Source organism: Allobosea sp. TAF32 (assembly GCF_052113585.1).
Classification (GTDB): Bacteria; Pseudomonadota; Alphaproteobacteria; order Rhizobiales; family Beijerinckiaceae; genus Allobosea.
In genome coordinates this window covers 525270-539137 of sequence record NZ_JBFRDM010000003.1, presented here as the reverse complement: position 1 = coordinate 539137, position 13868 = coordinate 525270, and the positions used below count along the sequence as shown (strand labels likewise).

Here is a 13868-nt window from a genome sequence, read left to right as displayed (position 1 = left end):
AGGCAAGGCAGGACGTGTTCGACTACATCGAGATGTTCTACAACCCAAAGCGCAAGCACGTCAGGAACGGGATGCTGTCACCCGTCGAGTTCGAACGGCAGCACCAGATGTAGCCCGACGGCGTCTACGAAACTCGGGGCTATTCAATCCGCGAGATCAGCCCGGCCGCAGCGCGTGCCGTGGTCGGCATGGTCAAGGGGTACACCTACAAGCTCAAATCGTCCGGCAAGCTGACCACTGGCGTGCTCTCGACCGAAGTCGCCATGGCTGTCCCGGCTCTCGTCACGAAGGACCCGGAAGGCTTTGATCAGGTCGGCTATGTCGGTCTGATCCCCTATTCGATCGTCGCCGCCAACGACGCCCATGAGCGTCTGAACGACCACAATCTGGCGATCTCCAGGCTCGCGGCCGATCTCATTGAGCTTCGTGGCGAAGTCGAGCTTCTTCGGGCGGAAAACGCGGCTCTGAAGGCTCCCGGCAACACTGAGGGCTGATTATGGCCCTTCCATCCGGCGATATCCGTTTCAGCCAGATCATCAGCGAGTACGGCGGCTCAGCCCGTTTCTCCCACTATATCCGGGGCGGCTCGTATGTGCCGAACACCGCGCGCAATGCTGCGATCTCCGCGAGTGTTTCCGGCCTTCGTGTCTCGCAGTTCAGGAACACCTCACGGGTCGTTCCCGGCTCGGTAACGATCTACTCGTCCCAGGGCTTCACGTGGCCCTACTACAACCAGATTATCTTCTACACGTACGGCGCTGGCGGCGGCGGTGGCGGTGGTGCTCGATACGACCGGAACGGCTGGTACTTCTCCGGTCAGAATGGTTCGCCCGGTGGCGAGAGCTATGTCCAGTTGAACGGCTTCAACCATGGCTCGACCGGTGGCGCGGGCGGTGCGGCCAACAACGGTGGTCAGGGCGGCTTCGGTAGCGGCTACAACGGCAACAGCAACAGCTACGGCGGCGGCGGCACTGGCGGCGCTGGTGAGAGCTACGGCGGCAACGGCGGTTCCGGCTATCGCGTCGTGAATTTCGGCGACGGAACCGGGTTCACCCCTGGAACCATATCTTGGATTTCGGTCGGTCTAGGCGGTGCCGGTGGCGGTCACGGCGGTTGGGAATTCGGTGCGCCGTATGGCTATGCCAGCGCGGGCGGCAATGGATGGGTGACGATCTCCTGGGCGTGATGTTCGGGGGCGTCTCTCGATAAATATCATCATGCCTTCAGTAAAAGTACGAGATATCGCCAAATTCGGCGTCATTTGCGACACAGACAGCTACGCCCTGCCGATCGAGAGCTTTTCCTGGGCTCAAAACGTTCGTTTCGAGGATGGTTCGGTCACTTCTGGACCAATTTTCCGCCGTGTCGGTACTGTTCCGCAGGATGCTCGTCATCTTCTCAGCTTCAATGACGCCAACGAGACCAACCACACCTTCTATGTGAACTCGAACGGCTACCTTCGCGAGTGGCTCCCCTCTGGAGAGACTGATCGGAGCCCCGCGAGCGGCTGGACGCCCAGCGTGTCCGACGCGGTGATCACTTCGACCCGCTTGCAGGGCGTCACCTACATCAACCGCAGCGATCGGACGCCTTGGTATCGTCCAGAAACGTCCACGAGCGCGTTTTCGACGCTCGAATCGTACAATTCCGGCAATGGTCACGCTCAATTCAGCAGTTCTTGGCGCTTCAACGCGCTTCGAGCGACCGCGAACCTGCTCATCGGCATCAATGTCACGAAATCGGGCGTGAATTTCCCTACCATGATCCAGTGGAGCAACTTCGCGACCAATTTCGGCACGCCTCCAAAGGATTGGGACGGCACGGTCACCGATGGCTCAGCCGGTGAAGATATCCTCGGCGAAATGGACGGTAATCTTGTCGATGGGTGCCGTCTCGGAAACAACATGCTCTTGTACGGGACCAAGGAAACTTGGCTGCTCGAATATATTGGCGGCAATGACATCTTCCGCCCCCGTCGCCTGTTCGGTTCCGGCATTATCAACGTGAATTGCGTGATCGAGCGTGACTCCGCGCATTACGTGTTCGGGACTGAGGACCTCTTCGTGACCGATGGCACGCGCCGCGAGTCGATCGCGGCCGGTCGTGTGAAGAAGATGGTCTTCAACAGCTTGGTCCAGGCCGAGCGCAACCTGTTCTTCACCACCTACAACCCGATGCTCGACGAAGTGATGTTCTGCTATGTCTCGGCAGACAAGCATTGCGCCTTCCCGTACGGTCTTCCGTTCAACAATCGCGGGTGCAACCGTGCTGCTGCCTATTCGATCCGCAATAAAAACTGGACTTTTTACGACCTTCCGTACGTCACTTCGGCGGCGCTTGGTCCGGCTGGCACGACCGGCCTGACCTGGAACACGTCCGCGACCTGGGACTCGATCGGCGGCTCGTATATCGGCTCTGGCGACGACTCGAAGGACGCGGTCCTCTTCGCCGCCTTCCCGTTCAATCACGCGGCTGGTGCTCAGCCGTCCGCGATCCGGTCGTTCGAACTGTTCGGCGCGGGTGCCACGGTCTCGAACCTCGATACGGTGGCCACGAGCCCGGCATACATGGAAAAGACGCAGATCGACTTGGACGAGACCGGAGCCGATCTCAGTGGCGTCAAGCTGCTCTCGCATATCTGGCCCGAAATCCAGTTGGACCCGGACAGTCAGGGCCTGATCTTCGAAGTCGGTTCGGCTGAGCATTCAAATGGACCGTTCGAGTTCAGCGGCGAACAGACCTTCACCGACGAAGAACCGCGCCTCGATTACGACTGCGCCGGTCGATACCTCTACATGAAAATTCGAAGCGTTCCGGGTGACCACAGGGCTTTCACCATGACCGGCTTCGACCTGGACCTTCAGATTATTTCCGACCAATGACCAAGAGCATCACCCCTTACAATCGCTCGCCACTGCCAAGCCTTCCGGGCTCCGATCGCATCTGGCTCGAAAACGAACTCCAGAAGCTGGAGACGACCAACCGCGAACTGATCGCGTATATCGCGAAACTTGAGGCTCGGATCGTAGCCTTGGGAGGCTAATGCGCCTCAACCTCGAAAACGCCGTCTGGATCGAGGGCAGCAAAGACGCTCTTGGTTACCGTTCGAGCGAACGTGTTCTGCTTCACGACGGAACCGAATGGATTGCGGAAGCGCATTGGGTGGATATGGAAGACGGTCTTCCTCCCCGCGTCTTCTTCCATCTCGAAGTCTTCTATCTGTCCGCGTCGATCATGCGGGACATGCTGAAGCAGTGGAGGGTATTCCGTGAAGAGTACACCGGCCCGCTCTTCACGATGGCCGATGCGGACACTCCGGCCCTGGACCGGCTCCGCGAAAAGTTCGGCTTCCAGGTCCTTCGACACTCAAACGATGTCCCGCGAAGGGTTCGCGGCACTGACGGACGGTGGCACAAAATATACGTCCACGTCGTCTAAATAACAATAATAATAAACTTGAATAATAAACTTAGGAGTTAGTGATGGGAGGCGGTTCAAAGACCACGACCACAGTTGAAAATAAGGAACCGTGGGCCGGTCAGCAGCCGTATATCAAGGACGCCTTTGCTGAAGCCCAGGCTCTTTTCGACACGAAGAAGGCCCAGAACGATCCCGGCTATACCGGTGAATTCTACGCTCCGGTGCGACCTGAGCAGACTGCGGCCTTCGAAAACGGCCTGAACTTCGCGAACGGCGTCGGTGCCCAGGCCGTGAACACGGCCATGAATGCGGGCACGGGAGCGACCAATACGGGCCTTGGTGGCTCGATCGGAGCCCTCCAGGGTCTCTTCGGCCTATCCGGCAAGGACAATACCGCCTCCAACATCGCAGCCGCGAACCAGTACGCGAACAACCCGATGCTCGACCAGATGGTTGACGCGGGCATGATGGATGCTCGCCGCCAGTTCTCCGAGCAGTTGATGCCGGGAATGGAGCGTCAGGCTGCGGCGAACGGCAATGTCAATTCGACCCGTCAGGGCATCGCCCAGGGTATCGCGGAACGTGGTCTTGGTGAGCAGGCTGCGGCTCTCCGCGCTCAGCTTCAGGGCAACATGTGGAATGCTGGTCTGTCCGCCGCTCAGAACGATGCGGCTCAGCGTCAGTCGGCTTTGACTTCGGCCGGTGGCCTCGCCTCCAGCCTGTTCGGTCAGGGTATGTCCGGGCTCCAGGCCGGTACGGACATGGCGCAGAAGAACAACGATCTGGCGACTGTTTCGAGCAGCATGCTCCAGCAGCTTGATCAGCAGAAGATCGACAACGACATCGCGAAGTGGAACTATCAGCAGGACAAGGATTGGGACCAGCTTGCTCGCTATTGGGGCATCGTGGGCGACAAGTCTTGGGGCTATCAGGGCACTTCGGTTAGCAAGACCAAGGACGACCCGTCGCTCATGTCTACGATCGGTTCTGGCGCAGCCATTCTGGGCTCGCTGTTCCGCTGCGATATTCGCGTCAAGACGAACATCAACTTTACCGGCGACTACTTCGGCAACTTCAAGGTCTACACGTTCAAGTACACGGGCTCGGATGACACCGTTCGCGGTCTCATGGCCCAGGACGTGGAAGCAATTTATCCGGAATGCATCCATGAAATCGACGGAGTGAAGCATATCGACCTCCTCAGCGTGGTTATGAAGGAGGCCGCGTAATGTTTGCAGCTAATCCAGTCACTGAAGGTCTTGCGCCGTGGCAGACCGCTCTTCTTAACACGATTGCCGGACCAGAATCGGCGGGCAAGTACAATATCCGCTATACTCCGAACGGTGGCGCGACCTTCGACGGATACGACCAGCATCCCGGAATCTTCGAGGCAACCGCTGACGGCAAGCGCTCGTCTGCGGCCGGTCGCTACCAGTTCACGAAGACGACCTGGGACGATGTTCCGGCAGAGGCCAAGGGCGACGGCAAGTTCACGCCTGAAAATCAGGATCGTGCTGCTCTCTGGCTCGCCAGCCGCGACTTCAACTCTCGGACGGGCCTCGATCTCGGTGAGGTGCTCCAGCGCGACGGCATGACGCCGGACGTGGTGCGCGCGCTCGCGCCGACGTGGCAGGCGTTCGCGAAGGGTGACCCGTCCAAGTTCATCAGCGCGTACAACACCAACCTGACCAATCCCGGTCTCGGTGGTGGTAGCTCCGACCCCGATGCTGCGAACAAGCCCGCGCCGAATGCGCTTCGGGCTCAGTTCAACGCGCCTGGAAACACTCCGGGCGGCTTTGCCGTGCCGCCTGCCCAGGAACAGTCGATTTGGGAGAAGCTCGCGAGCGGTGGTCCCGGCGCGCTGTTCGGCAAGCCTCAGCAGGGTTGGAACTTCGGCGACACGATGATGAACGTCGGTATCGCCCTGATGGCTCGTGACAATCCGAACGCCGCCGCAGCGCTGTCCCGCAGCATGGCTCAGCAGAATGCTTCGGCCCTGAAGATGGCCGGAAACGCCACGCCGACTTACGACACCAAGACCGGTCAGATGATCGTCGGTGGTCGTGCCATGCCTATTCCGGGTTGGACGAAGCCCGCCCCTGAGGCGAAGGACCAGACCTATAAGACCCTGGACAAGTTTCAGGCTGGCGCTGACACCGCGTACAAGGCGGCGTCGGGTGGTCAGGAACTGCTTGGCCTCATTGCTGACGGCAAGCTTGATCCGACCCTTTTCAACCGCATCGCGGCGAAGGGTCGTGGCTGGCTCGGCATGTCCGATCCGAACGACGTTCAGTTGACCAAGCTCCAGTCCTGGGCTGAGGCCGCGCGTCAGGCGATCATGAACGAGGAAGTCGGTGTCCACACGGATAGCGACGCCAAGCGCGCGATCGACCAGATCGCGTCGGGCGAAGCCATGACGGACCCGCGTCGTCTGTCGGCTGCGATCCAGACGGCGGTCAAGGGCTACAACACCGCCTTCGAGCGCAATGCCCGCAGCGTCCAGAACCTGACGAAGAAGTATTCGGCCGATCTCGATCCCGATGGGACGATCGCAGGCCAGCTTGATCAGCGCCGGAAGTCCTTCGCGGATACCGACGCCCAGCTTGCACCGCGTATCAAGTCGATCCTGGAAAACCCGAATCCGGGTGGCATGGGTGGTTCGGCTTCGGATGCCAGCCCGCGCACCAATCCGGGCCGGTCCGGCTCGATCATCCGCGACCAGGACGGCACGATCCGCCACCCGAACGGCGTCGTCATTCGTCCGAGGTAACGGCAGATGGCGAACTTTTCGATCGAATATCAGGGCAAAACCTACGACGTAGAGGCCCCGGACGCAAACGCGGCTTACAGCGCATTCTCCGAGGCTTTCAACCTGGGCGATGCTGCTCCGAAGGGTGAAGGCGACGGCATGCTGGCGACGGCCCGCAAGGCTATCCAGCACGGCGTAGCTGCCCAGGCCGAAGGCTATGGCAACACGGCTCGCGCTGCTGGCGCATCGGATACCGGCAAGGCCGTCAACCGTGTCGGCCGCGCTCTCGAACCGTCCGACTATGATCCGGCGATGCCGAAGGTCGGGCTCAACCCGTCCACCTGGAGGAATATCCCTCAGGCCCTGCTCGAAGCCTCTCCGGGCCTCGCGACCGACTTGGCTGCTGGCGCTGCCGGTGGTGCTGTGGGTAGCCTTTTGGGTCCGATCGGCACGGGCGTCGGCTCGCTCGGCGGCTTCGGTGCCAGCTTCGCGGCGCGAAACTTCGGCAACAACGTCCAGGACCGCGTGAAAGCGAACGACCCGAAAAAGGACATTGAGGACGCCACGACCAGCGACATGCTCGTAGCGGGCGCTTCGACCGGTGCCGAGGCGGCATTGAACCGAATTGGCCTGGGCAAGGCCCTGGGCAGCGTCCCGGTTGGTGCTGGCGTCGGCAAGGTTGCTGCTCAGCTTCCCGGTCAGATCGCGAAATCGGCGGTTGCGGAAGCGGCCGGTGGTGCCGCAGGCAACATCGTCAATCAGGTTGGCCGAACCGCTGGAACGTCCGGTGGCCTCAGCATCGACCCGAATGAGGTTGGTGCGTCTGGCGTCATGGGCGGTGCCACGGGTGCCGCTGTTCGTGGTGCCCGTGTCCCCAAAGACCTCACGCAGGCCAACCGCCTCGCTGGCTTCGAGGCCGATCCAGCCGCGACCAACCGTCTCGTCACCCGCCTCAACGAGAATGAGAGCGGTGTATCGAGCCCGAAAGAGGCGTACCGCGCTGTAGACAATGTCCAGCGTGATCTTGCTGAAAAACGGAAGACCGCTCGCTCTGAGGCCAAGGAATTTCTCGAAAACGAGACTGCGGCCCGCGAATTGGTCGATAAGCAGATCAAAAAGCTCGAAGACGGGCAGCTTCTGACCGCGCGCGAACTGGACGATCTCGACGCCCGCCTGGGCAAGCACTCGGACACGGCCTCGCTGCTGGAGAATATCCGCGACCAGAACCAGACGAACCGGCTGATGAAGCTCGGCCACTTCGACCAGTCCGGTGAGACGTTCGGTGGTGGTCTTCAGAATTCGGCCCTGGGCCGCGCGACGAACCCTCTCGCGCCGAAGAACCTTGGCCGTGGTGGTGTTGCCGATGCTGTCCTCGCCATGCTCCCAACCCTCGCCGGTTCGGCCTTCGGCCTCCCGACCGGTTCGGTCACGGCTGCGGGTGCGGGTCTCAACGCTGGCATGCGCGGCCTCGACGCCGTACGCGGCACGAAGAACCCGACGCAGGAACTGGTTCAGCGCTTCGCCAATCGTGAAGTGCCGGACGCTCCTGCCCAGGAGCTTCCCAGCTATGTCAGCCCGCAGCGTCAGGCCGATGAAGCTGCCTATCGTCAGGCCCAGATCGACAAGCTCAACCGTCAGGAAGCGACGGCGGACGCTGCTCGTCAGCGCGACGCTCAGCGTGAGATTGCTGCTGAGGAGAAAGCCCGCGAGGCCGCATTCAGGAAGGCGGAGACCATTCGTCGCTCCGATGAGGCGGCTGCTCGGCGTCAGTCCAATCAGGAAGACCGCGCCTGGGCCAGCCAAGCGGAAGACCCGCGCGTGAAGACGAAGCAGGAAGATCGCGCCTGGACGCAGAAGGAGCAGGCGGAAGCCCCTCCCCGGTCGCGTCAGGACTGGAGCGACAACGATGCGGTGAACGCCATCCGTCAGACCTTGGCAGCCCGTGACGCTGCGATGAAGCTCGCTCAGAAGGGGCAGGCTCCGAAGTCCGAGACGGCAGAGGCTGAGCCTCAGAAGCCGACGTGGACGAAAGCGAAGGAGCAGCCCGCTCCGATCGACGAAACCCACTTCGAGTACAAGGGCCTGTTCCACCCGCGTCCCGACAAGACGATGAACAAGCGCGGTTGGGAAGCCGCGACCCGGAAGAACCAGGAAACGATCATCCGCCAACTCGATCTAGCGATCGGCGAAGGCGTTGAGGTGAAGACCGGCGACGCGGTCCTGAAGCACACGAACGATCTGCGGACCGCTCGTTCCCAGGAAGAGGCCAAGATCGTCATTGCGCGCATCTTGAAGGATTCGGACCCGGACGATCGTGGTCAGGTCCGCAAGGCCCTGCTCGATCCGACTTTCCTCGCGACGTGGAAGAAACCGACCCGTGGCGAATAAATTCAAGATGGGCGGGCGTTTCGCGCCGAAAGCCCCCTGGGAGGGATACGAAAAGCGGCCGGTTCGCCAGCCGCGTCTTGGGAACGGTTCGCGCGGGCGAATTCCGTATGCCGCGACCGATCGCGACCAGTTGGCTCGGAAGTGGAAGACACGCCGCCCAGGCTCGTACGAGCGACATAGTCTGCTCGCCCAGATGCGCGGTGATTTCCGCCTGGGCCGTCGTGGTAGCCGTTACGGAATCCCGACTGGCTATCTGAAAGAAGAAGCACTCAAACATATGGAGGAAGCGAAGGTAAAATCCCAGATTCACTTCGCACTGATTATGAAGAAATTTCCCGATACCAACGAGATTGTCCAAAAGGCGACACAAACCGCTCTCGACATCCTCAACAACCCGACGCAGCAGAAGCTTGCTCTCGACGCTGCGAAGATGCTGATGGACAACTATCACGAGAAGCCGCGCTCGAAGAGCGAAGTCACGGTCAAGCAGGCCGAAGATTGGCTGGCAGAACTGGCTAACGAAGTACAGGAAGCGGAACAGGCCACGCCGCAGCAGCACTGATTGTCCGACACAGCGAAGCAAATCAGGCTTCGACTTCGAGACGATTTCGAATTCTACGCTAAGACGTGCCTGAAAATTAGGACCAAGGAGGGCGAGCTTCGCCCTCTTATCCTGAATAAAGTCCAGAGAGAACTTCTCAAGGTCATTGAGGAGCAATATCGCACGACCGGAAAGGTCCGCGTTGTCGTCCTCAAAGGTCGTCAGCAGGGTCTTTCGACGGTTTCGGCGGGCTACCTCTATTTTCGACTAAGCCAATCCTTCAACAAAAAGGGACTGATCGCCGCGCACAAGCACGACTCGACCAAGTCCATCTTCGACATGATCTCGAAGATGCATGAGCAGTGCCCGGCAGCGCTGCGGCCATCTGAAAAGGTCTCGCGTCGTACCGAGAAAGTCTTCGATCGTCTGAACACCGGCCTCATGGTCGCGACCGCAGGCGGCGACGGCGTCGCGCGCGGTGAGACGATCACCCACGCCATGCTTTCCGAGGTGGCGTTCTGGTCGGCCGGAACCGCTGGAGAGGTGTTCAACGCGCTGATCCAGTCGATCCCGAACGCGAAGGACACGTGCATCATCGTTGAGAGCACGGCCCAGGGCTACAACCTGTTCAAGGACATCTACGACGGCGCTTGCCGGGGCGACACGGGCTTCATCCCGTTCTTCGCGCCTTGGTACTGGACCGACGAATATCGCGAGACGCCTCCCCCGCATTGGGAGCGCACGATCGAAGAGGAAGAGCTTGTAGAGGAATACGGGCTCGACGATGCCCAGCTTGCTTGGCGGCGGATGAAGATCGCCCAGCCGGGCGGTCGCCTCAAGTTCGAGCAGGAATTCCCGATCAGTCCCGAAGAAGCCTTCAAGGCTTCGGGCTCGCCTGTCTTCAATCCCAAGGATGTCGAGTACCAGCGCGAGAACACGAAGCACATCCATTCCACTATGCGGATGAACCCGACAAACGGGTTGTTCGAGGAATTCCCAGGCGGCGACCTGACCGTCTACGTGCCGCACGACCCGACCGATCGCTATACGATCGGGGCAGACGTGGCCCAGGGCAATGCGAAGGACTGGTCAGTTGCCCAGGTCCTGAACTCGAAGATGGAACAGGTCGCGATCTGGCGCGGCAAGATTTTCCCGAAGGCATACGCTCATCTCTTGGACGGCCTTGGTCGCTATTACACGGGCGCAGGCGGTCAACCCGCTCGACTAGCCGTGGAATCGAACAGCTTCGGCCATACTGTTGTGACCGAACTGAACGAACTCGCCTATCCGAACCTTTTCACTGAGGTGAAGGTCGGCACGCTCGAAGGCGACATTCCAACCGAAACGATCGGCATCAGGACCACGCAACGGACGAAGCCGCTGATCATCAGCCGGTTGATGGGCGCTCTGAGCGATAAAGAAATCAAGCTCAACGACAATCAGACGATCGACGAGCTTTTCACCTACGTGATCGACGAAAATTATAAGATGAAAGCGATCTCTGGAAAGTACGACGACTGCGTGATGGCGCTAGCCATCGCGACGTACGCGTGGGAAGGCATGCCTGAACTGATCGATTACGAGTGGATCGCGAATTCATACTACGACGCCATTTGACAATAAATAAAAGATGATTTTCGCCCCCTCAAAAGGAAGCCGTGGCTAAAAATAAAATTGATTTTGAGGCGCTCGACCGCCTCGTAGACAGCAAGATTAAGGAAAGCGTTGGTTCGAACTTCTCTCGCCTGAAAAAGGAGCGCGAGACGATCCTTCACTACTACAACGGCGAATACCCGAAGAAGCAGCACCCGGCTTCCGCCTCCTTCACGACTTCTGACGTGTACAACGGCGTAGAGATGGCGAAAGCCTCACTCGCCGACATCTATCTTTCGAACAGCCAGATCATCGAATTCACCCCGGAAGGGCCTGAGGACGTGCGGGCGGCTCAGATCGAGAGCCAGTACACGCAGTTCGTCTTCTTCCGCCAGAACAAGGGCGAAGAGAACATCATCGACTGGCTCGACGATGGCCTGAAGGCGCGCATTGCCGTTGCCGAAGTCTATTGGAAGGACGATCAGGAGATCGAAGAGCGTGAATTCGACGCCTCCAAGGCGATCGACGGCGACACGATCGACGCTCTCGTAGATCATCCTGAAGTCGAAGAACTGGACGCTGAGCGCGACCCGAAGACCGGTTTCTTCGAGGGCACGATCTCCCGCGTGAAGGCGAACCGCTCTCAGGTCGTGGTCGATATCGTTCCACCGGAAGAGTTTTTCTGCGATCCCTACGCCCGCAATCTCGTAGACGGCTTTCACGGACGGCGTACCCGCATGTCCAAGGCCGAGATGCGCCAGCAGGGGTGGGACACCTCGAAGCTGAAGGACGTGAAGCCTGACGGCGACGATCTTTCCGATATCGCGATCGAGTCCCAGGCCCGCGTTTCCCAGATCGATACAGGCTTCCGCTCGACCGACGATCGCTCGAACGGCTTGCAGGAACGATTTTGGGTTTATGACTGCTATGTGCCGGTCGATACCGACACCCGAACCTGCCTGTACAAGGTGGTCAGGGTCGGGAACGTCTCGCTGGAGCGCAAGGAAGTTAAGCGCTCGCGCTTCAAGACCTTCGCGCCTCTCCGCGTCGCTCACAGCGTCTACGGCAACAGCTTCGCTATGCGGCTGGTCTCGACGCAGCAGGCTCGTACGACCCTGTCGCGTGGCATTCTCGACCACACAGCGATCACCACCAATCCGAAGATGATCATCCGTGCCGGTGGCTTGGCCAATCCGCGCGAGTTCTACGACAACAAGGGTCTCGGCGGCTCGGTCCAGGTCAACATGGACGGCGCGATCCAGCCCATGCAGTACCCGTCTCTCAACCCCTTCACGTTCCAGACGCTCGCCGCGCTCCAGAGCGAGGGGGAGCAGACGAGCGGCATCAGCGCGCTCATGCAGGGTCTGGATAAGGCTGCTATCAGCACGCAGAACAGTTCGTCGCTCGTCAACACGATGATCGACGTTGGATCGACCCGAAACAGGCTCATTGCCCGTCATTTCGGTCGCTTCCTGAAAGAAATCTTCCTCGAAATCTCGGACCTGATCCGGGAGAACGACCGTGAGATCAAGCGCAATTTCCAGGACGTGACCGGCGACTATGTCGATGTCGATCCGCGCACTTGGAAGGAGCGCAAGGACGCTGAGGTGACCATTCACCTCGATCCGGCTGACGCCCAGGCCGAGAACATGCAGATCGGCGCAACGCTTCAGATGGCCATGCAGAACGATCAGTTGGCTCGGATGATCGGTGAAAAGGGCCTGTACGCGTTCGGCAAGCGCTGGCTCCAGAACATCGGCTTCAAGGACGTCCCAACCTACATCACCGCCCCTGATCAGTTGCCGCCCGCTGAGCCGGACAAGATGGCGGTGAAGCAGCTTGAGCTTCAGGAGCGTCAGATCGCGGCCCAGGAGACCGCTGTTCAGACCGAACGCATGAAGGTGCAGGCCAAGTACGAACTTGAAATGTTCCAGGCCCAGCAGGACGCCAAGGAAGCAGAATTCCGCCGCGAAATGGCGCGCCGCGAAGCTGATCGCAAAGACCTCGACGTTGCCTCGCGCATCGAAAACAACGGTATCGAGACGCAGCTTCTGGTTGATGCTGCCAAAAATGCCCCGCCAGAGACGCGCGGCATCATTTCCCCGACCTAATTTATTGGAGATAAACTTAAATGCCACGCCCAGCTTGGGATAAGAAGCCTCGCTTCAACAAGAACACCGCGAAGGTTCAGAACCCCGCGACCGCAGCCGCGACCGTGAAGGCTGCTGAGAAGGGCGTGGCGAAGCCAGCCTCGAAGAAGAAGGTCGCGCCCGTCATGTCGAAGACCGCGACCAAGGCCGTGAAGAACCTGGAGAAGGAGGCGGCTCCGAAGAAGAAGTCGTCGGCTCCCCCGGCTCTGCTGGCCTCGTTCGAGAAGGATGAGCGCTGATGAACCCGTTCAATCCGTACTTCAACAACCGGAACCCGGCCTTCAACCGGCCGCGCATGCAGAGCCCGTCCGACCCGGCCATTCCACCGGAGCCGCTGCGGATCGATCTGCCGTGGATTCCGCCTGCTCAGGCCCCTTCCCCGCCGATGCTCGATCCCGACCGTATGCGTCGTGATGGTCCGTTCGCGCCGAATCCGCAGCCGGACGAAGGCGGCAACCCGCTAATCGTCAATGTGCGGAAGCGTCCGCCGAACCCGACTTTCACGTCGGCTCCAGCGGCTGCGCCGCAGGCTGCTCCTGCCCCTGCACCTGCCCTGCCGAAGCCTGATTGGGAGACCTTCCAGGCAGAGGACGACATGGGCCGTGGTATCTGGCAGACGCGACCGGCTGGCTATCAGGGTGCCATGGGTGGTCAGCATCAGCCGGGTCAGTATTGGAACACCCCGGTCATCCCCGGCTTCAAGAACCCGGCCGCCCAGGCTCTCGCTTCGCAATTCAACGGCGGCACGGGTGTCAACGACTTCGGCACGCCTCAGCAGCTTCAGACTGCGTCCCTTCCAGATGGTTCGAGCGTGCCTCTGCCGCCGTCCCGTCCGAACGACCTGAACGTCAACACCCCTGTAGGTGGTCAGGGTGGTCAGGGCCAAGGTGGTCCCGGCTTCAACATCGACCCGAACTCGACGGTTGGCGGCATGATGCGCGCCTTCGGTGCCGGTGGCGCGGGCGGCACCCAAACGTCAGCTTTCGACTGGCTCAAGGGCCTTTTCGGTGGTGCAGGCTAAATAATA

General features: G+C 60.3%; 13 protein-coding genes. All 13 read left to right on the top strand.

Going from position 1 to position 13868, the window contains the following annotated elements:
• The coding region (locus AB4Z16_RS10025; RefSeq protein ID WP_441511199.1) for an IS3 family transposase at positions 1-113 on the top strand (113 nt) is incomplete at its 5' end.
• A gap of 66 nt (positions 114-179) precedes the next feature.
• Positions 180-494: a hypothetical protein gene (locus AB4Z16_RS10020; RefSeq protein ID WP_441511180.1), complete on the top strand. Its 315-nt coding sequence runs from the start codon at positions 180-182 to the stop codon at positions 492-494.
• 2 nt (positions 495-496) lie between these two features.
• Positions 497-1186, top strand: coding sequence for a hypothetical protein (locus AB4Z16_RS10015; protein ID WP_441511179.1), 690 nt, complete (start codon positions 497-499; stop codon positions 1184-1186).
• A gap of 31 nt (positions 1187-1217) precedes the next feature.
• Positions 1218-2882 (top strand): hypothetical protein, encoded by a 1665-nt coding sequence (locus AB4Z16_RS10010; protein ID WP_441511178.1) that lies wholly within the window; start codon positions 1218-1220, stop codon positions 2880-2882.
• Positions 2883-3042: 160 nt separating this feature from the next.
• On the top strand, positions 3043-3438 hold the full coding sequence (locus AB4Z16_RS10005) for a hypothetical protein (protein ID WP_441511177.1): 396 nt from the start codon (positions 3043-3045) through the stop codon (positions 3436-3438).
• 44 nt (positions 3439-3482) lie between these two features.
• A complete protein-coding gene (locus AB4Z16_RS10000) occupies positions 3483-4649 on the top strand; it encodes a tail fiber domain-containing protein (protein WP_441511176.1) in 1167 nt (388 codons plus the stop codon).
• Entirely contained in the window at positions 4649-6190 is a 1542-nt protein-coding gene (locus AB4Z16_RS09995; RefSeq protein ID WP_441511175.1) for a lysozyme family protein, read from the top strand. Before AB4Z16_RS10000 ends, AB4Z16_RS09995 begins: the two co-directional genes overlap by 1 nt.
• A 6-nt stretch (positions 6191-6196) precedes the next feature.
• Positions 6197-8557, top strand: a complete 2361-nt coding sequence (locus tag AB4Z16_RS09990) for a hypothetical protein (RefSeq protein WP_441511174.1) — start codon at positions 6197-6199, stop codon at positions 8555-8557.
• Positions 8547-9119 (top strand): hypothetical protein, encoded by a 573-nt coding sequence (locus AB4Z16_RS09985; protein WP_441511173.1) that lies wholly within the window; start codon positions 8547-8549, stop codon positions 9117-9119. Before AB4Z16_RS09990 ends, AB4Z16_RS09985 begins: the two co-directional genes overlap by 11 nt.
• Complete coding sequence (locus tag AB4Z16_RS09980) at positions 9120-10715, top strand: hypothetical protein (RefSeq protein ID WP_441511172.1); 1596 nt, start codon at positions 9120-9122, stop codon at positions 10713-10715.
• 41 nt (positions 10716-10756) lie between these two features.
• Positions 10757-12802, top strand: a complete 2046-nt coding sequence (locus AB4Z16_RS09975; protein ID WP_441511171.1) for a portal protein — start codon at positions 10757-10759, stop codon at positions 12800-12802.
• Positions 12803-12822: 20 nt separating this feature from the next.
• Complete coding sequence (locus AB4Z16_RS09970; RefSeq protein ID WP_441511170.1) at positions 12823-13080, top strand: hypothetical protein; 258 nt, start codon at positions 12823-12825, stop codon at positions 13078-13080.
• A complete protein-coding gene (locus AB4Z16_RS09965) occupies positions 13080-13862 on the top strand; it encodes a hypothetical protein (RefSeq protein WP_441511169.1) in 783 nt (260 codons plus the stop codon). The genes AB4Z16_RS09970 and AB4Z16_RS09965 overlap by 1 nt, the downstream gene beginning before the upstream one ends.
• The last annotated feature ends 6 nt before the right edge of the window (positions 13863-13868 follow it).